Below are 16816 nucleotides of genomic sequence, written 5' to 3'. Positions count from 1 at the left end.
CGCGCTGACCGGAAGGCCGCTTTCGTAGACCGTGACCGGCCAGCGGGTCCGGGCTTCGACGGACGCCCGGGGACCTAAAGTCTCACCATGAGTGACTGGATGATGACCGTAAGCCGCAGAAAGGTGCGGCGCCCTCGGGCGTTGTCCCCGCTCCGGGAGCATCTCCGCGACACGTTCTGGTTCACCCCCACCGCGGCGATGATCTTGGTGTGTCTGGTGTGGTGGGTGACTTCCTGGGCCGACGAGGCGATCGTCGCCGCGCTCCAGGACGGCGGGGAGTTCGACGCGGTCAAGGATCTGATGGGGATCGCCGATGACGTGAAGACCGTCGTCACCACCATCAGTTCCGCGATGATGACGTTCATCGGTGTCGTGTTCAGCATCTCGCTGGTGGCCGTGCAGATGGCGGGCGGTCAGCTCACCCCTCGGGTGGTGCGCCTGTTCGTGCGGAGCCGGATCACCAAGCTCACGTTCGCCGTCTTTCTCGCCACGTTCCTGCTTTCGCTGCTGGTCCTGACCTCGTACGACGGCGAGCAGGACCCGAGGCGCGTTACCACGGTGCCCTTCCTCCAGGCGTTTCTCACCCTGGGGCTGGTCGCGTTGAGTCTGCTGCTGTTCGTCATGTACGTGAATTCGACCCTGCGGATGATGCGGGTCGGCCACGTCGTCGACCGGGTCGCCTGGGAGGCGTTCCGCGTCATGGCCCGGATGCCGTACGGGGACGGTGCCGCCCGCGATCTCGGGCCGGAGAGCGGCCAGGTGGCGTACGAGGGCCGGGCAGGAGTGCTGCGGGACGTGAACATCGCGCGGCTCGTGCGGATCGCCCGCCGCCGCGGCGCGGTGCTCCGGATGATCCCGCGGACCGGGGATTTCGTGGTGCCCGGCACGGTGATGTTCTCGGTGCACGGCGCGGCGGCGCCGTCACGACGGCAGCTGCGGTCCTGCGTGTTCGTGGGCGTGGAGCGCGCCTTTCACCAGGACCTCGGGTTCGGTCTGCGCGTGCTGGCCGATGTCGCGCTGCGGGCCCTGTCCGCAGCCGTGAACGACCCGACGACCGCGGTGCAGGCCATCGACCGGATCGTGCAGTTCCTCGCCGCCGCGGGACGGGGCCCGCTGGACACGCTGCGGTACACGGATCGCCGGGGCGCCGTCCGGCTGGTGCAGCCGGTGCCGAGCTGGGACGAACTGGTCGACCTGGCGTTCACCGAGATCCGGGGGTGCGCGGCGGGTACCCCGCAAGTCACGCGGCGGCTGCTCGCCGGGTTCGACGATCTTCTGTCGCTCGTGCCCGAGGAACGGCGAGAGCCGTTGCTGCGGCACCGGGAACTGCTCATCCGGAGCGTGGAGCGGTCGGTACCGGATGCCGCCGACCGGACCTTCGCGCTCCGGCCCGACCGGCAGGGCATCGGCTGAGGGCCGGGCATCCGGGCGGCGGCATCACCGCTGTCGGCGGCCTGGTGTGTTGGTCAGCGCTGCGCGCGCCGCGCCAGCAGGACCGAGTCCTCGGCCTCCACCGGACCACTGTCCCTGTTGAGCGTGCGGGTGCGCTGCTCCACGACGACGGGCTCGAAGTCGTCCGGCAGACCGGGCAGCAGCTCCGCCGCCAGGAACATCGCCTTGCGGTGGCTCTCGGACAGCTGCGTGAACTCGTGCGACGGGGCGTGGCCGACGACCAGCAGCAGCCCGCCGGGCGCCACGGCCCCGGCGAGGCGACGGGTCACCTCGACCATGCCGCCGTCGGGGACGTGCAGATAGTGGCTGGTGACCAGGTCGTACGCCCGCTCCCCCGCGTCGAAGGCACGGGCGTCGACCTGCCACCAGTCGACGCGCTCCGCCAGGCCGGCCTGCTCGGTGTGCCGGGCGGCGCGCGCGAGTCCCTCGGCCGAGAAGTCGGCGCCGGTGACGCGCCAGCCCTGTCCGGCCAGCCAGACGACGTCGCCGCCCTCGCCGCATCCGACGTCCAGCGCGGTGCCGGGGGTGAGCCCGCCCGCGGCGGCGACGAGCTGCGGGTTGGGCTCGCCGCTCCAGAAGCGCTCCTGGCCCGCGTACCGCTCGTCCCAGCCGGCCGGTTCGAACATCGCGGCGGCCGCCTGCTCGTCGTGCTGCGCGTGCTCGCCGTGCTCGTGGTGTCCGGACACCGGATGCCTCCCGTTGTTCGTGCTGCCCTACAGTGCCGCGTCGCCGCCCGGGCCTTCCCCGCGCGAGGCGCACTGTCGATCCTGCTCGGGTCCAGACGAACGCGCACACAAAGTTGCCGAACCGGCAAGTGCGGAGGGGTCGTGACGGTGGCCGCGGCGTGCCGCTCCGGTCCGCCGACCGGCCCGGGTCACGTCGTCTGATCGAGCGCCTTGGTCATGGTGCTGTTGGGGTCCAGGCGTTCGAGAACGGCGCCCGCGATATCGGCGAGCTGGTCCAGTTGTTCAGGCGTCAGGGCGTCGATGACGTTGTTTCTCACGGTCTCGACGTGACCGGGCGCGGCGGCGGCAAGCTTCTCCTGGCCGGCCTCGGTGAGGCGCGCGTTGGTCGCCCGCTTGTTCTCCGGGCAGGGGAAACGGGCCACCAGACCCCGCTCCTCCAGCCGCCGCACCACGTGGGAGAGACGGGGAAGCGTGGCGTTGGTGCGGTCCGCCAGCGCGGTCATGCGCAGTGTGGTGTCGGGCGCTTCCGAGAGCACGACGAGCACGTAGTAGTCGAAGTGGGTCAGGTCCGCGTCACGGCGCAGCTGCGTGTCGAGAGCGCCCGGCAGCAGTTCCATCACCGCCACCAGGCGCACCCACGCGGTCATCTCCTGCCGGTCCAGCCAACGAGTGCTCATGGGCCCATCCTAACCAATGGTTGACGCTACAACCTTTCCGACGTACGGTCTCAGTTGTAGCGACAACCTTCCGAAAGGATTGCGATCATGACGCACGTATCTGTCATCGGTGCAGGCACCATGGCCCAGGCGATCTCGGCCCTCGTCCGCAAGGGCGGCGGCAGCGCCGAACTCTTCACCCGCGACGACGCCGGCAAGGCACTCTCCGGAGACGTCGTCGTCCTCGCGGTCCCCTACCCGGCCGTGCGGCAGGTGCTCAATGAGCGGGCGGGACAGTTCGACGGGAAGACCGTCATCGACATCACCAACCCCGTCGACTTCGAGACCTTCGACGGCCTGGACGTCCCCGCGGACTCCTCCGCCACCGCCCAGATCGCCGCCGCTCTCCCGAACGCGCACGTCGTGAAGGCGTTCAACACCACTTTCGCCTCGACCCTCACCTCGGGCTCGGTCGGCGCGGAATCCACGACGGTGGTCATCGCCGGTGACAACGACGACGCGAAGTCCGTCGTGACCGACATCGTGACCAGCGGCGGGCTGAAGGCGATCGACGCCGGCAGCCTCAAGCGGGCCCGTGAGCTGGAGGCCATCGGCTTCCTTCAGATCACCCTCGCCGCCGCGGAGAAGATCTCCTGGACCGGCGGCTTCAGCCTCTCCCGATGAGCACGCGAGGGTCCTCAGCACCCTGACCACTCTCACCACTCACATCACCGGTTCGGGCCGTCGGCCTCTCCCCCGGCAGGAAGCAATCCACGACATGTCTCTTCCCTCATCCGTTCGCCAGATCGTGCTCCTCCTGGCCCGCCTGGCCACCGGAGCGGTCTTCTTCGCCCACGGCTGGCAGAAGCTGTTCACGAACGGTATCGACGGCACCGCCGCCTTCTTCGACCAATCCGGCGTCCCTGCGGCACATGCCTCGGCCTGGTACGCAGCCCTCGTCGAACTGGGCGCCGGCGCCGCCCTCTTCCTCGGTTTTGCCGTACCTGTGGCGGGGGTGCTGCTCCTGCTGGACATGGCGGGAGCGTTCACCTTCGTGCACGCGGGTGCCGGACTCTTCGTGGACCAGGGCGGATACGAACTCGTCCTGCTGCTCGGAGTATCCGTCGTGCTCCTCATCGCCTCCGGCACCGGGCGCTACAGCATCGACCACGTGCTGACCAGGCGCAAGGCCGTTGCCCCAGCCGGTCGCTGAACCCCTCCCTCGCTCGCCCGGCGAGCGCCACGACGTAGAACCCGCCGAAGATGAGAGATCCCGTGCACTTCCCCACCAGCCCTGTCGTCGCCTGGTCCGCTCCGCCTGAGCAGCGCGAGGGAACCCCCCTGCTGATCGCGCTGCACGGCCGCGGCGCCGACGAACGGTCCTTCGCCGACCTGGCGGACCACCTGCCCGCAGGCGTCACTGTCGCCTCCGTACGGGCCCCGATCGCGGAGGGTGCCGGTTACGCCTGGTTCGCGAATCGCGGCATCGGCCGGCCCGTACCGGAATCGATCGGCCGAACCGCCCAGTGGCTGTTCGACTGGCTGGAGTCGGTGCGCTCCCAGCACACGAGCGTGAGCGTGCTCGGATTCTCCGGCGGTATGGCCATGGCCGGCGGCCTGATCCTCTCCCGGCCGCAACAGTTCGCCGCCGCGGTCCTCCTGTCCGGAACCCTGCCGTGGGACGCCGAGCTGCCCGAGGCCCCGGGGCGGCTGACGGGGCTCCCGCTCTTCTGGGGGCGCGACACCGATGACCGGGTGATCCCCGCCGATCTCGTGGCCCGCACCGGCACCTGGCTGCGCGAGGCGTCCGGCGCCGACCTGACGGAACGCACGTACCGGCACATGGGCCACGGCATCTCCGCGCAGGAGATCGCCGACGTCGGGGCGTTCCTGACCAGGTCGTGGCGCGGGACCGACGACGGCGGTACCGGCTGACCGCCGGGACCGCACACCTCTTCCCTGGATGAGCTCGCGGGCGATCTCCGGAGGTATCGCACCTTCGGGGTTCGCCCCGTCTCACATCCGGGATTTCAGCACGTCGACCTCACACCCCGGCGCGAAGGGGTCGAAGCCGTGCTCGGCCAGCCAGCGAACCGCCAACAGGCTTCGCAACGACCACCACGCGTGGATCACGTCGAGGTCGACGTCGGTGCCGTAGCCCGCGATGACGTCGTCGAGGTGCTCCTCGTGGCCGAGCGTGAAGGTGGCGAGGTCGTACAGGGCATCGCCCTGGCCCGCCTCGGACCAGTCGATGATGCCCGTGACCTCGTCGCCGTCGACGAAGACGTGCGCGATCTGCAGGTCGCCGTGCGTGAACGCCGCGGTCCACGGCCGGAACGCGGCCTCCGCGACCTGGCGACTGCGGGTGACCAGGTCGGCGGGCAGAACGCCGTTCGCCACGAGCAGCGCGCACTCCTCGTCGAGTTCCGCCGCCAGCGCGTCAATACTCCGGCCGGCCCGGCCCGGCCGAGGGGGCAGCGGCGCGTCGTGCAGCTTCCGGATGGCGGCGCCCGCCGCGGCCCATGCCGACGGCGACCCGGTCGCCGGCCCACCGAGGCGCCCGAGCGTCGTCCCCGGCACGGCGGTGATCGCGAGCACCGGCGGCTTGCGCCACAGGACCTCCGGGGTCGGGACCGGCGCCAGGGCCATCGCCTCGACCTCGACGTCGATGCGCGCCTGATCGGCGTCCACCTTCAAGAACACGTCGCCGACCCGCAGAGTCGCACGCTCCGCATGGGCGACGACGACTTCGACCTCATCCATGGCCGACCAGTATCCCGGTGACGATCTCCGAAGTCGCCGGGTTTTTCGCCTGCGACAAGGCAGCTGACCCCGCCCCGCCGAACTGCGGCATAAGAACCGGACAACAGTTGATGACAGAGCGTCACTAAATGAATGCGTAAAGATTTGTGCGCGTGGCGCAGAGAAACGAGATCAATTTCGGATGTAAAGCCTCGTAGGATCTCGCCAACGCAAAAGGGAGTTCTCCCGGCGTCAGGCCTAGGAACCTGCCGATGTGAACTCCCTGCGCGGCCTTCCCCATTCGGAACTCGAACCCAACGGAGATGCCGTTTTGCAACAGCTTAGCAACACCCGAGCGTCCAGCCCGGGACGACTGGCCCGCGTAGCGTGCCGCCTGCGCGTATGGAGACTGAAGAACGGCCGGTCGGTCATCGACGAAATGATGCGGGGCGCCGCCTACAGCGCCGGTTCCGCAGCGGTGAGTCTGCTGGTGGTCTGGCTGCAGCACCACATCTGACACCGGCGAGGACCGAATCGCCGGATCTCCCTCCCCGGGTCTCAGGGTGCCGACCATGACCAACCGCGGTTGTCATCGTTTCGTACCAGCCGCCAACCCCGTACAACCCCTGACCCCGAGGACTCGTCTAGCCGGGCAGAGTCTCCGCACCCTCAGGTGTCGGCGCTCGGGCGTGCCTCGGCCGGGATTCGAGGCGGGTCTCGGAATCCAGGGAGAGGATCGGTCATGGGGGACCATCGCAGACGGGTCGTCGGGGCGGCCGCGGTCGCCGGACTTGTCGCGCCGTTCGCGCTCGCGGTCGGCACGGCACCGGCGCAGGCGGCCGGAAGCTGTACGACGCAGACGGGGCCGCATCAGAAGCAGGTCGAGAAGTTTCTCGGCCGTCCGGTCGACGGCAAGCAGTCCGCCACCGACTGCAAGGCCATCAAGGCCTTCCAGACGAAACACGGCATCACCCCGAACATCGGTTACGCCGGTCCCGTCACCTGGGGCGTGATGGACCTGATGAACAAGCAGAAAGCGGTCGGCAACACCCCGAACAAAGCGGGAAAGTGCCCGGTCAACAAGGGGCGGATCGCCTGCGTCAACCTCACGCTTCAGCTCAGCTGGATCCAGGACGGAAAGAACCTCGTCTACGGGCCGGTCCCGGTCCGCACGGGCCGTAACGGATACGAGACGCGCACCGGGCTGAAGAAGATCTACTGGCGGCACATCGACCATGTGTCGACGATCTACAACGTGCCGATGCCGTACAGCCAGTTCTTCGACGGCGGGGAGGCGTTCCACTCGGTGGGCGTCAGCATGTGGAACCCGCCGGGTTCGCACGGCTGCGTCAACATGACGAAGACGACCGCGAAGAAGTACTGGTCTCTCCTGAAGACGGGCGACGACGTCTTCGTCTACGGGCGCAAGCCGGGGACCTGATCCTCCGGGAATCCGCGTGAGGGCGCGGCGGGGCGATCTCGCTCCGCCGCGCCCTCGGCCGGAGCGAGGGTCAGGAAGCGACGAAGCGGGCGATCTGGCCGAGCACGACCGTGTCCGTCAGATAGCCGATGTGGGTCTGGCAGGCCACGTTGTTGTTGGTCGCGCCGTCCAGGCGGGTGCTCGTGTACGGGATGATGATGCCGTCGCACGCCGAGTACCAGGTGGCGTACTTGGTGGAGCCGGGCGTCTCGTCACCGGAGGAGATCTGGGAGATGAACGAGGAGCCCGGATACATCTGCTGACAGGTCGTGTAGATCAGGCAGGCGCTCGCGTAGGTGGTGCCGTGGTTGGCGCCCGCGATCGAGGCGAGGTGGCTGACGCTGGTGTTCCCGCCCAACACCTTCAGGTAGTACTGGCTGACCAGCCCGCCCATCGAGTGGTTGACGATGGCGACCTTGCTCGCCCCGGTCCGCGCCTTCACGGTGTTGACGTAGGAGGCGAGGCCCTGGGCGTTGGTGATGTTGTTGCCGTACGAGTTGTACTCGTACTCGAAGAGGTTGGAGCTGGACCAGCCGCTGGCGCGGAAGACGCTCATGGCCGTGACCCAGTTGGAGGCGTTGCCGGTGTAGCCGTGCACGAAGACGACCGGCGTGCTGGTGGACAGCGGCTGCGCGGCGGCGGATCGCGTGGTGGCGGTATGCGTGGCGGTGGCCGCGGTGTCGGCGGCGCCCGCCGTGGTCGTGGCCGAGGAGAAGAGAGTGAACGCGACGGCGGTGGCCGCGAGCACGCCGAGCAGTCTGCGCGGGGGACGTTGACGCGTGGAGCCCATGGAGCCCTCCTGACGGGGGTGTGCGGGTACCTGGCCCGACCCAGGGTGGTGGGGACGGGCCCGGGCGCCATCGGCTAAATCGCCAGTGCGCGCACCGGCACCGTCCTGGACAACCCGGACTTCGCCGCCGTAGCCAGGGCTCTGGGCATCAAGGGCATCCGCGTCGAACGGGCCGAGGACCTCGCCGACGCCGTCTCGCGGGCCTTCGCCGAACCGGGGCCCGTCCTGCTCGACGTGCTCGCCAACCCCGACGAGATCGCCGTCCCCGCCGAGCCCACCGTCCAGCAGGGCTGGGGCTTCGCGATCGCCAAGGTACGGGAGAACCTGCGCAGCACGGGGAGCTGAGAGGACGAGACCGGGGAGGACATGCGGCAGGCCCGACACCGTCGGCCCTGCCGCGTTCGTCGGCGGCGTGACCAAGCCGGGGCTGCGGAGTTGAGCAGGCGATGTTCCGTCGTCGAAAGAGGGAGCCCCTTCAGATGCGTATCCGCACCGCCACCGTCCTCCTGGCCTTGTTCGCGTCCGTGGCCTGGGCCGGCCCGGCCTCGGCCGCCGACCCCGAGCCGGGGTCCGGTACGGTCCTCATGTCGAACGAGGCCTATGACAGTTTCCTCCGCGCCGATCAGGCCGAGCAGAAGCTGATCCTGACGGACCCCTCGTACCGTGAGGCCTGGCTCTTCTGCCTTCACACCACGGAGCCCAGCCACGTGGAACGCAACGGGTGGGGCCCGGGATACGTGTGCATCCCGGACGGCGCCGTGCAGTGACAGGCTCACCCGAATGAGCAATATCAGTCAGAACCTGCCTGCTCTTGCCGCTCCTCGCTCGAATAAGCAGAGTGAGACGGTCAGTTGAGTACGGCATTGAGGATCTGGCATGTCTCATTCCTTCACGGCATTCACCTCGCAGAACCCTCGGATCGCCCAGGCCGCCCAGGCCGCTCTTGAGGCCAGTCGGCGTCTGGTGGCACAGCGCCGGGGTGTGCCGATGTATGTGTCCCTGCGCTCGGCGTCGGCCTCCAACGACGCGGCGACGGGCCGGGGCGATCGGTCCCCCGGCGCCCCGCGCCCGGCCGACGCCGAACTGGCGGAGGCCTTCTCCGCGTCGCGCGCGCAGCTCGAAGCGCCCGGCGAGGAGGAGACCTTGATACGGACGCTGCAGGCCCTGGCCCATGTCGGGCTGGGGCCCGGGCGCATCCCGCCCCGCGCGCCCTCGCCGACCGGCCAGACCCCCGCCACGAGCCTGCCGCTGTCGACCGACCTCGGTATCAGCGCTCACGGCACCGAGTCCGACCTTCGAGCCGGCCACTATCTCCGCGTGGTGAACTACCACAACACTCCGGCGAGTTGGAAGGACGACCTGGTCGCCGAACTGCGCGGGTACGCGAAGGACTTCGCGACCGTCGACGTCGCCGATCTCGAGCGTTTCGCGCAGAGCGGGGTGTGGCACAAGTCGCGGCCGGGACTGCTGCCCGTGTTCTACGAGGGCTACCGCGACAACTACGACGTCGCGGCGGCCGCTTGCGAGGAGGCCGGGGTCACCGGGTGGTTCTTCGTCTGCACGGCGTTCGCGGACACCCCGGTCGACGCTCAGTACGACTACGCCCTCGCCCATCGGATCAAGCTCGTTCCGGAGAGTCCGCGCGGGGAGCGTCTCGCCATGACGTGGGACGAGATCGCCGATCTGCACCGGCGCGGCCATGTGGTCACCCCGCACACCGCCTCCCACGCCCTGGCCCGCACGATGCTGACGCCCGAGGACATCGAGCGCGAGGTCGTCGAGCCGAAGCGGCGCATGGACCGGGCCACCGGCGGCTCCGCGCTCTGCACGGCCTGGCTGGAGGGCACTTCGTGGACCGGTGAGTCGGCTGCCGACCGTGCCCTGGTCGAGGCGGGCTACCGCTTCGTGTTCAGCAACACCATGGTGCAGCGGCTGCCCGGCTGACCATGACGGAGCGGGCCGGCACCGCTGTGCCGGCCCGCGAACCGTCTCCGTAGCGCTAACCGATGTACTGGATCATGGTGTTGCCGAACTGGTAGCGGTAGCCCGCCTCGCGCAGTGCCGCGTCCACCGCCGGGTTCGCTCCGTACGGCGTGCCCCACAGGAAAGCCGTGCTCGCGGCGTCCTGACCGGTGACCGCGTCCATCCGGCGCTTGGGCTCGAAGATCTCCCGCTGGAGATCCAGGTCGGTGTGCAGGGAGGCGGCCTCGGCGTGGTTCGCGGTGTGCGGGGTGACCACGTGCCGTCGGCTGAGTGCGGCGACGTCGTCCCACGTCATGGCCAGCCGTTCGCCCTTCTCGTTCTCCTGCACCAGGTCGATGTCGTGGGCGTTGGCGTAGTCGTACTGGTCGGCGACCGGGACGTCCAGGAACGCGGTGCAGATGAAGAACCAGGCGGTCAGGCCCGCCTCCTCGGCGAGCGGCGCGGCGACCTCGGCGTTGTTGCGGTAGCCCTCGTAGAAGACCGGGATGACTCCGGGGCGGTTCTTGTGCCAGCGGCCCGTGGACCGGAACAGGTCGAGGTCGTCCAGGGTGACGGCCGAGAAGTGCTCCGCGAGCTCGCTCAGTTCGCCGCGGATCTTGTCCGTGTCGGCGTGCGGGGTGTTGTGGTAGTTCACCACGCGCAGGTACTGGCCGGACCGCAGGGCCTGCTCCTGGGCGTCGAAGGACGGCAGTCGGGTGCGGGAGGACGTGCTCATCGTCGGTTCTCGTCCTTCTGTGCGGCGGGGGCCTGGGGCGTGAGGTGGGCCGCGCCCATGACCTGGAGGACCTCGATCAGCGCGGGTTCGGAGTCGTCCCCGGCCTCGGGGACGAGGGCGCCCCGGTAGTGCCGGAGCAGTCCGGCGAGTTCCTCGCCCTCCGCATCTGCCCGGGTCTGCTCGTTGTCGCGGGCGGGCACCTGGAGTGCCAGGAACATGGGGATGCCCTCGCGTTCGAGGACGCGCTCGCCGAGTTCGGTGAGGAGCGCGCGGGGGTCGGGGACGGGTTCGTGACGGGGCGCGGAGGTGGTCACGCTCGTAACTCCTGTGGCGTCGTGGTGCTGGTGGTCTGGTCGTGCTCAGAGGTCAGGGCTCATGGCTCAGAGGGCGGCCGGGGCGGGAGCGAGGAGCCGGAGCCTTTCCTCCGTGGCCGCGGCCACCGCCTCGCGGCCCGCCGCGAGATAGCGCCGGGGGTCCACTCCGGCGTACTCGTCGAGGCCGGCGCGGACGGCCCTGGTGAAGGCCGCACTCAGATGCGTACCGAAATTGATCTTCCGCATGCCGTGCGTGATCGCCGCCCGCAGCGCCTCGTCCGGGACACCTGACGAGCCGTGCAGGACGAGCGGCACGTCGACGGCGTCGCGCAGCCGGGCGATGAGGTCCTGGTCGAGGGAGGCGGTGCGTTCGGTCATCGCGTGGGAGCTGCCGACGGCCACCGCGAGTGCGTCGATCCCGGTGGCGCGTACGTAGTCGGCGGCTTCGGCCGGGTCGGTGCGGGCGGTCGCGGAGTGGACGCCGTCCTTGCCGCCGATCTCGCCCAGTTCGGCCTCGACCCAGATCCCGTCGTCGTGGAGGCGGGCGGTGACCGCGGCCGTCCTGGCGACGTTCTCCGCGTGCGGCAGCCGGGACGCGTCGAACATGACGGAGCCGCAGCCCAGTTCCCGTGCGCGCAGCACGAGTTCCTCGTCCTCCACGTGGTCGAGATGGAGGGCGAGGGGGACGGCGCAGCGGCGGGCGACCGCGCTCGCGGCGGCGAGCAGCGGGGCCGGGTCGTCGCGGTGGTAGCGGACGGCGTTCTGGCTGACGGCGAGGACGGCGGGTGCGCGTGCGGCCTCGCAGGCCTGCGCGACGGCTTCGGCGTGCTCCAGGGTCACGATGTTGAAGGCGAGGACGGCGGAGCCTTCGCGTACGGCGTGGTCCACCAGGGCGGCGGTCGGGACTAGGGGCATGACGTACCTCTGTGGGGCGATGGGTTCTGGGACACACGCCTCAGGCGTGGACGACGGTGCTGCCGCGCTCGTCGAGGGCGCGGCACACGGGGTGTTCGGGGCCGGCGTCGGTGACGAGGGTGGCGACGCGATCGAGCGGTGCGAGGCGGACCGGCCCGCGGCGGCCGAGCTTGGAGTCGTCGGCGAGGACGACGACGCTGCGGGCGGCGGCCAGCAGGGCGCGGTCGGTCTGGGCCTCGTCGACGTGGGCCCCGGTGAGTCCCGCGTCGGCGTCGAGGCCGAACGCGCTGGTGACGATCTGGCCGATCTGCAGTTCGTGCAGGGCGTGCTCGGTGAGATGGCCGAGGAGGGACTGCTCGCGGTGGCGCAGGACGCCGCCGAGCACGATGACGTCGACATGGGGCGCGGCGGACAGGGCCTGGGCGATCGGCAGCGCGTTGGTCACCACGGTGAGACCGCGCCGCTCCCCCAGCCTGGCGGCGAGCGCCTCGGTCGTGGTGCCGCCGCTGATGAGGACGGTGCCGTGGTCGGGGATCAGCCGCAGGGCGGCCTCGGCGATCCGGCCCTTCTCCTCCAGCTGCGTGGACGCCCGCTGCGGCTGCTCCGGTTCGAAGGCGCCGTCCACGGTGGTGGCGCCGCCGTGCACCCGGCGCAGCATGCCCTGGAGTTCGAGGTCGCGCAGGTCGCGGCGGACCGTGGAGGCGCTGATCCGCAGCAGGTCGGAGAGCTCTTGGACGTTGACCGTGCCGCGGCGGCGCAGCCGGGTCAGTACGGCGTGCCGGCGCTGGGGGGCGAGGAGGTAATCAGTAGCCACGGGTCCGGTCCACCAGGTTGAGGAGTTCGCGGCCCGCGAGGAAGCGCTCGACGTTCGCGCCGACCAGTTCGAGGGTCTGCTCCTCGTAGTCGGGGGCGAAGCCGGCGACGTGCGGTGTCAGGATCACTCCGGGCTCGGTCCACCAGTGATGGTCGGCGGGCAGGGGTTCCTCGTCGAAGACGTCGAGGGCGGCGCCCGCGATGCGGCCCGAGCGGAGTCCGGCGCGCAGGGCGGACTCGTCGACGATGCCGCCGCGGGAGACGTTGACGACCATCGCGCCGTCCTTGAGGGCGCCGAGTGCGGCGGCGTCGATCATGCCGCGTGTCTCGTCCGTCAGGGGGCACGTCACGACGAGGTAGTCGCAGCGGTTCATGAAGGCGTGGAGTGCGTCGGGGGTGTACAGCTCGGCCTGGCCCGATCCCTCGGCGGGGGTTCCGAAGAACTCGCCGGCCCGGGTGGCGCGGCCGCGCTTGAGGCCGAGCACGGTCATGCCGAACTCACCGGCGAGGCGGCCTATTTCGTGCCCGATGCGGCCGTAGCCGACGACGCCGACGGTGGCACCGCGCAGTCGGCGCGGCATCAGCGTGTTCCAACGCTCGCTCAGGGACGGCCACGTGCCGCTCTGCTGCACCTCGATGGCGCGCGGCAGGCGGTGCGCGAGGCCGAGCAGCATCATCATCACGTACTCGGCCATCGGGACCGGTGAGATGCCGCCGATGGAGGTGAGCGGCACCGGAAGGTCCCACACGGCGGTGTCCTTGAGGTGGTCCGCGCCCGAGGTGTCGAGCTGGATCCAGCTGAGGTCGGGTGCCGCGTCGGCGGTGTTCGGGAAGACGGAGCTGGTGTGCAGGATCTGCGTCCGGCGCCACACCTCCTCGGGCACGTCCGCCGGGGAGGCGGCGGGTATCTGTGTGACGGTGAGCCCCGGGTGGCTCGCGCGCAGCCGGTCGAGCCACCGGTCGGGGAACGAGAGGGTGCTCAGGTAGTGGACGGGGGACGAAGAGGTCACTTGATTCCCGATCGTGCGAAGCCCTGGACAAAGTACTTCTGGAAGCAGAGGAAGAGAACGACCATGGGCAGGACGGAGATGAGCGCGAGCGCCATGATGGCGCCGTAGTCGGCGGTGTACTGGCCGTTGACGAACTGCATGCCGACGGCGAGCGTGTACAGCCGCTCGTCCTTGAGGACGGTCAGCGGCCAGGCGAAGTCGTTCCACTGGTAGAGGAACGTGAGCAGCGACAGCACCGCGATGAGCGGCTTGCACAGCGGCAGGACGACGGTGAAGAAGGTGCGCAGCTGTCCTGCGCCGTCCATCCGCGCGGCCTCGATGACCTCGTCGGGGATGCCGAGCATGAACTGCCGGGCGAGGAAGACCCCGAAGGCCGTCGATGACGCGGGGACGATGACGGCCCAGAAGCTGCCGAACATGCCCAGGGCGCTGACGAGTTTGAACTGCGGCACCATCAGCACCTGCACGGGCACGGTCATCGTGCTGAGCATGAGCAGGAAGAGCAGGTTGCGGCCGCGGAAGCGCATCTTCGCGAAGGCGTATCCGGCCAGCAGGTTGCAGGAGACCGTGATGAGGACGACCAGGCAGGTGATGACGGTCGAGTTCATCGCCCAGGTCCCCACGGGCAGCCGGAACACGCGGCGGAAGTTGTCCAGGGTCGGCGCGCTCGGCCAGAAGCGGAGCTGCGAGGTGTGCAGGTCCGCGATGGGCGAGAAGGCGACCAGGATCATCCAGAACAGGGGCAGGGCCATCGCCAGGCCGATGACGACGGCCGCGGCCGTGCGCAGGTGACGTGCGCGATCACGTCGTCTCGGGCGGGTCGTTCCGGGGAGCCGGACGGAGGAGGTGACGGACATCGGTGTCCTTAGGAGAGGGCTTGGGAGAGGGGTGTCCTTAAGGGAGGGAGACGGGAGGGCGCGGGGGTCAGCCGACCGTGTCCCGGTTGCGGCTGAAGCGCCACTGCAGGGCGGTGAAGATCATGACGATGACGTAGAGGACGATGCCGATGGCGGCCGCGTAGCCCTGCTGCCGTCCTTCGAAGCCGTTGCGGTACGCGTAGGTGATCATGACGTCGGTGGCGTGGCCGGGTCCGCCGAGTGTCATCACATAGACGGTGTCGAAGACTTGGAACGAGTAGATGACGTTCATGATGAGCAGGAAGAACGTCGACGGTCCGAGCAGCGGGATCGTGATGTTGCGCAGCCGCTGCCAGGGTCCGGCGCCCTCGACCTCGGCCGCCTCGAACATCTCGGGTGAGATGCCCTGAAGGCCGGCCAGGTAGATGACCATGTTGAAGCCGACGCGCATCCACAGCGTGATCAGGACGACGGAGACCATGGCGGTGCTGCCGCTGGTCTGCCAGGGCGCGGCGGGCAGCCCGAAGACGGCGAGCAGCTTGTTGAGCAGGCCGATGTTCTGGTCGAACATCAGGGTGCCGATGAGGGCGGTGGCCACGCCGGAGATGACCATGGGCAGGTAGACGAGGGTCCGCCACAGCGGGCGGGCGGGCATCACCTTGTTGAACAGAAGGGCCACGCCGAGCCCGAGTGCCATCTCCACCGGCACGGTCGCCACGCAGAAGACGGCGGTGTTGAGGACAGTGCGCCAGAAGACCGGATCCCCGGCCAGTTGGCGGTAGTTGGCGAGTCCCGCCCAGGTGGGGGACGCGAGCCCGGTGCTGTACTGGAAGCTCAGGACGAGCGCCATGACCAGCGGGACCAGCAGGAAGAGCGTGACGAGGACGAGGTTCGGGCCGAGCGTGCAGTAGGCGGCGAGTGTCTCGCGGAAGCGCGCCGCTCGGCGGCCGGGCGGTGGGGGCGGGGCGGTCACCGGGGTGGGCGGGCGCAGGTCGCGCGGCGGCGACGCGGTGGTGGCCATGGCAACTCCTGTGTGCGGTGGGGAGGGCCTTACGCGGAGGCCAGCGCGGTCCGGGTGGACGCGGCGATGTTCCGGAGCGTGGTCTCGGCGGGCTGCCGGTTGACGAAGGCGGCCTCGAGTTCGTCCTGGAGGGCCGAGTTGATGCGTCCGAAGCCGGGGATCGCGACCTGTTCGGTCATGCCCGGGGTGAGCGCGGTGGCCTGTTCCGCGTATACGGGCATGAGGTCGGGCCGCACCGCGTAGTCGAGGGGCTGGGTGAGCAGGGAGGTGCGGGTGGGCAGGACGACGGTCTGCTCGCAGAAGCGGGCCATGTTCTCCTCGTTCGCGAGGAACTTGAGGAAGTCGGCGGCGAGTTCGGGGTTCTCGGTGGTGCGGGTGGCGACCACCGCGTTGCCTCCGAGGTCGGTGGCCGCCGTGCGTCCGCGCGGCTGGAAGGTGACGCCGTACAGGTCCTTGTCGATCGCCGGATCGATGGTGGGCAGCAGGAAGTCGCCGGCGAAGCTCATGGCGACGGTGCCCGCGGTGAACAGGGAGTCGGGATAGGCGGCGCTCTTCACGGAGCTGTTGGGCGGGACGAAGCCCTCCCGGAAGAAGTCCTGGGTGTAGCGCAGGGCGCGCAGTCCGGCGGCGGATTCGATGGCGGGCGCCGTGAGGCTGTCGTCGAGGATCCGGCCGCCGGCCTCCCACAGCCACGTCAGCCAGCGGAAGGCGCCGGTCTGCTGCCAGCCGTAGACGAAGGGGTACACGCCGTGCAGCTTCTTGCGCAGTCGTGCGCATATCTCGCTGAACTCGTCCCACGTCCACGCCTCGTCGAGCGAGGTGGGCACCGAGGCGATGCCCGCCTTGCGGAACATGTCCTTGCGGTACAGGACCGCGGTGGTGTCCGTGTGGTGGGGAACGGCGTAGGGCTTGCCGTCATGGCAGACGGCCTTCCACAGGGCGGGCAGGAACGCGTCACGCTCCTTGTCGCTGAAGTACGGCCCGAGATCGAGGAGTTGACCGCTGGCGCTGTACATCCCGAGGTTCGCGTAGTCGCAGCGGAACAGGTCGGGGGCGCGGCCGCCGGCGAGCAGTGCGTCCATGTTCGTGTACATCTGCTGGTACGACTCGAGCCGGATCTGCACCCGGATGCCGTGGTGGCGCCGTTCGTAGGCGCGGGCCAGCGCCTGGAAGGCCGCGATCTCGGCGTCGGCCCCCCACAGCGAAAAGGTGAGCGTGTCCGCTCCTGCCGAGCCGGTACCGGAGGGTGAGAAACCGGACCGCCGGGCGAAGCCGACCGCACCGGCGCCCGCCGCTGCGGCACCGAGCACCGCTCGTCTGGCGACAGCCATCGTGCACAACCTCCGTCGTCAAGGGGGAGATTCGGCCGCGTAGGCCTTGAT

The 16816-nt window shown here is 69.7% G+C and carries 20 protein-coding genes and 1 pseudogene; 9 read left to right on the top strand and 12 right to left on the bottom strand.

Features of this window, described 5'->3' with window-relative positions; all coding sequences use genetic code 11:
• Window positions 1–87 precede the first annotated feature (87 nt).
• The gene (locus K377_RS22100) at window positions 88–1413 is read left to right on the top strand and encodes a DUF2254 domain-containing protein (RefSeq protein WP_111665182.1); all 1326 of its coding nucleotides are present in this window, start codon (window positions 88–90) and stop codon (window positions 1411–1413) included.
• Window positions 1414–1466: 53 nt separating this feature from the next.
• Here the strand turns inward: K377_RS22100 and K377_RS22095 are convergent, their stop codons facing one another.
• Together K377_RS22095 and K377_RS22090 are read right to left on the bottom strand one after the other, a co-directional pair.
• On the bottom strand, window positions 1467–2138 hold the full coding sequence (locus K377_RS22095) for a bifunctional 2-polyprenyl-6-hydroxyphenol methylase/3-demethylubiquinol 3-O-methyltransferase UbiG (protein ID WP_111665181.1): 672 nt from the start codon (window positions 2136–2138) through the stop codon (window positions 1467–1469).
• A 188-nt stretch (window positions 2139–2326) separates the two neighbouring features.
• Window positions 2327–2815, bottom strand: a complete 489-nt coding sequence (locus K377_RS22090; RefSeq protein ID WP_111665180.1) for a MarR family winged helix-turn-helix transcriptional regulator — start codon at window positions 2813–2815, stop codon at window positions 2327–2329.
• Window positions 2816–2902: 87 nt separating this feature from the next.
• Here K377_RS22090 and K377_RS22085 point away from each other — a divergent pair, with 87 nt between their 5' ends.
• From K377_RS22085 to K377_RS22075, 3 genes are all read left to right on the top strand, one after another.
• Window positions 2903–3478, top strand: coding sequence for an NADPH-dependent F420 reductase (locus tag K377_RS22085; RefSeq protein WP_111665179.1), 576 nt, complete (start codon window positions 2903–2905; stop codon window positions 3476–3478).
• Between the two features lie 94 nt (window positions 3479–3572).
• Window positions 3573–4007, top strand: coding sequence for a DoxX family protein (locus tag K377_RS22080; RefSeq protein ID WP_111665178.1), 435 nt, complete (start codon window positions 3573–3575; stop codon window positions 4005–4007).
• 50 nt (window positions 4008–4057) lie between these two features.
• The gene (locus K377_RS22075; protein WP_111665177.1) at window positions 4058–4729 is read left to right on the top strand and encodes an alpha/beta hydrolase; all 672 of its coding nucleotides are present in this window, start codon (window positions 4058–4060) and stop codon (window positions 4727–4729) included.
• A gap of 81 nt (window positions 4730–4810) precedes the next feature.
• Here the strand turns inward: K377_RS22075 and K377_RS22070 are convergent, their stop codons facing one another.
• Window positions 4811–5557 (bottom strand): phosphotransferase family protein, encoded by a 747-nt coding sequence (locus K377_RS22070; protein WP_111665176.1) that lies wholly within the window; start codon window positions 5555–5557, stop codon window positions 4811–4813.
• Between the two features lie 253 nt (window positions 5558–5810).
• On the opposite strand from K377_RS22070, the gene K377_RS41370 reads away from it, so the two are divergent.
• Together K377_RS41370 and K377_RS22065 are read left to right on the top strand one after the other, a co-directional pair.
• A complete protein-coding gene (locus tag K377_RS41370; RefSeq protein ID WP_146614750.1) occupies window positions 5811–6053 on the top strand; it encodes a hypothetical protein in 243 nt (80 codons plus the stop codon).
• A 225-nt stretch (window positions 6054–6278) separates the two neighbouring features.
• Window positions 6279–6977: a L,D-transpeptidase family protein gene (locus K377_RS22065; RefSeq protein WP_111665175.1), complete on the top strand. Its 699-nt coding sequence runs from the start codon at window positions 6279–6281 to the stop codon at window positions 6975–6977.
• A 70-nt stretch (window positions 6978–7047) separates the two neighbouring features.
• Here the strand turns inward: K377_RS22065 and K377_RS22060 are convergent, their stop codons facing one another.
• Window positions 7048–7806, bottom strand: coding sequence for a triacylglycerol lipase (locus K377_RS22060; RefSeq protein ID WP_111665174.1), 759 nt, complete (start codon window positions 7804–7806; stop codon window positions 7048–7050).
• 96 nt (window positions 7807–7902) lie between these two features.
• Between K377_RS22060 and K377_RS22055 the strand changes: the two are divergent.
• The 3 genes and pseudogenes from K377_RS22055 to K377_RS22045 all read left to right on the top strand — a co-directional run.
• Window positions 7903–8151, top strand: a pseudogene (locus tag K377_RS22055) (thiamine pyrophosphate-dependent enzyme); the annotation flags it as partial.
• A 134-nt stretch (window positions 8152–8285) separates the two neighbouring features.
• Window positions 8286–8573, top strand: a complete 288-nt coding sequence (locus tag K377_RS22050; RefSeq protein WP_111665173.1) for a hypothetical protein — start codon at window positions 8286–8288, stop codon at window positions 8571–8573.
• A 109-nt stretch (window positions 8574–8682) separates the two neighbouring features.
• Entirely contained in the window at window positions 8683–9750 is a 1068-nt protein-coding gene (locus K377_RS22045) for a polysaccharide deacetylase family protein (RefSeq protein ID WP_146614749.1), read from the top strand.
• Window positions 9751–9805: 55 nt separating this feature from the next.
• On the opposite strand, the gene K377_RS22040 is transcribed toward K377_RS22045, so the two are convergent.
• The 8 genes from K377_RS22040 to K377_RS22005 all read right to left on the bottom strand — a co-directional run bounded on the left by K377_RS22040 (window position 9806) and on the right by K377_RS22005 (window position 16765).
• Window positions 9806–10504, bottom strand: coding sequence for a polysaccharide deacetylase family protein (locus tag K377_RS22040; RefSeq protein ID WP_111665171.1), 699 nt, complete (start codon window positions 10502–10504; stop codon window positions 9806–9808).
• Window positions 10501–10818 carry a hypothetical protein gene (locus K377_RS22035; protein WP_111665170.1) on the bottom strand — a complete coding sequence of 106 codons (318 nt, stop codon included), beginning with the start codon at window positions 10816–10818 and terminating at the stop codon, window positions 10501–10503. The genes K377_RS22040 and K377_RS22035 overlap by 4 nt, the downstream gene beginning before the upstream one ends.
• A gap of 66 nt (window positions 10819–10884) precedes the next feature.
• Window positions 10885–11733, bottom strand: coding sequence for a class II fructose-bisphosphate aldolase (locus K377_RS22030; protein ID WP_111665169.1), 849 nt, complete (start codon window positions 11731–11733; stop codon window positions 10885–10887).
• A 40-nt stretch (window positions 11734–11773) separates the two neighbouring features.
• Entirely contained in the window at window positions 11774–12547 is a 774-nt protein-coding gene (locus K377_RS22025) for a DeoR/GlpR family DNA-binding transcription regulator (RefSeq protein ID WP_111665168.1), read from the bottom strand.
• Complete coding sequence (locus tag K377_RS22020; RefSeq protein ID WP_111665167.1) at window positions 12537–13556, bottom strand: D-2-hydroxyacid dehydrogenase; 1020 nt, start codon at window positions 13554–13556, stop codon at window positions 12537–12539. The genes K377_RS22025 and K377_RS22020 overlap by 11 nt, the downstream gene beginning before the upstream one ends.
• Window positions 13553–14413 carry a carbohydrate ABC transporter permease gene (locus K377_RS22015; protein ID WP_111665166.1) on the bottom strand — a complete coding sequence of 287 codons (861 nt, stop codon included), beginning with the start codon at window positions 14411–14413 and terminating at the stop codon, window positions 13553–13555. The genes K377_RS22020 and K377_RS22015 overlap by 4 nt, the downstream gene beginning before the upstream one ends.
• A gap of 67 nt (window positions 14414–14480) precedes the next feature.
• Window positions 14481–15434: a carbohydrate ABC transporter permease gene (locus K377_RS22010; protein WP_111665165.1), complete on the bottom strand. Its 954-nt coding sequence runs from the start codon at window positions 15432–15434 to the stop codon at window positions 14481–14483.
• Window positions 15435–15463: 29 nt separating this feature from the next.
• Window positions 15464–16765: a sugar ABC transporter substrate-binding protein gene (locus K377_RS22005; protein WP_111665164.1), complete on the bottom strand. Its 1302-nt coding sequence runs from the start codon at window positions 16763–16765 to the stop codon at window positions 15464–15466.
• Window positions 16766–16816 lie beyond the last annotated feature (51 nt).

It is taken from the genome of Streptomyces sp. PsTaAH-137, assembly GCF_003259365.1.
Lineage (GTDB): Bacteria > Actinomycetota > Actinomycetes > Streptomycetales > Streptomycetaceae > Streptomyces.
This window is presented reverse-complemented; position numbering and strand designations above follow the sequence as displayed.

What these genes read in the sequence shown, in the direction of transcription:
- K377_RS22005 (WP_111665164.1), bottom strand. Translation starts at nt 16,765, where the DNA reads ATGGCTGTCGCCAGACGAGCGGTGCTCGGTGCCGCAGCGGCGGGCGCC.
- K377_RS22010 (WP_111665165.1), bottom strand. Translation starts at nt 15,434, where the DNA reads ATGGCCACCACCGCGTCGCCGCCGCGCGACCTGCGCCCGCCCACCCCG.
- K377_RS22080 (WP_111665178.1), top strand. Translation starts at nt 3,573, where the DNA reads ATGTCTCTTCCCTCATCCGTTCGCCAGATCGTGCTCCTCCTGGCCCGC.
- K377_RS22015 (WP_111665166.1), bottom strand. Translation starts at nt 14,413, where the DNA reads ATGTCCGTCACCTCCTCCGTCCGGCTCCCCGGAACGACCCGCCCGAGA.
- K377_RS22030 (WP_111665169.1), bottom strand. Translation starts at nt 11,733, where the DNA reads ATGCCCCTAGTCCCGACCGCCGCCCTGGTGGACCACGCCGTACGCGAA.
- K377_RS22090 (WP_111665180.1), bottom strand. Translation starts at nt 2,815, where the DNA reads ATGAGCACTCGTTGGCTGGACCGGCAGGAGATGACCGCGTGGGTGCGC.
- K377_RS22040 (WP_111665171.1), bottom strand. Translation starts at nt 10,504, where the DNA reads ATGAGCACGTCCTCCCGCACCCGACTGCCGTCCTTCGACGCCCAGGAG.
- K377_RS22045 (WP_146614749.1), top strand. Translation starts at nt 8,683, where the DNA reads ATGTCTCATTCCTTCACGGCATTCACCTCGCAGAACCCTCGGATCGCC.
- K377_RS22060 (WP_111665174.1), bottom strand. Translation starts at nt 7,806, where the DNA reads ATGGGCTCCACGCGTCAACGTCCCCCGCGCAGACTGCTCGGCGTGCTC.
- K377_RS22100 (WP_111665182.1), top strand. Translation starts at nt 88, where the DNA reads ATGAGTGACTGGATGATGACCGTAAGCCGCAGAAAGGTGCGGCGCCCT.
- K377_RS22070 (WP_111665176.1), bottom strand. Translation starts at nt 5,557, where the DNA reads ATGGATGAGGTCGAAGTCGTCGTCGCCCATGCGGAGCGTGCGACTCTG.
- K377_RS22065 (WP_111665175.1), top strand. Translation starts at nt 6,279, where the DNA reads ATGGGGGACCATCGCAGACGGGTCGTCGGGGCGGCCGCGGTCGCCGGA.
- K377_RS22050 (WP_111665173.1), top strand. Translation starts at nt 8,286, where the DNA reads ATGCGTATCCGCACCGCCACCGTCCTCCTGGCCTTGTTCGCGTCCGTG.
- K377_RS22085 (WP_111665179.1), top strand. Translation starts at nt 2,903, where the DNA reads ATGACGCACGTATCTGTCATCGGTGCAGGCACCATGGCCCAGGCGATC.
- K377_RS22075 (WP_111665177.1), top strand. Translation starts at nt 4,058, where the DNA reads ATGAGAGATCCCGTGCACTTCCCCACCAGCCCTGTCGTCGCCTGGTCC.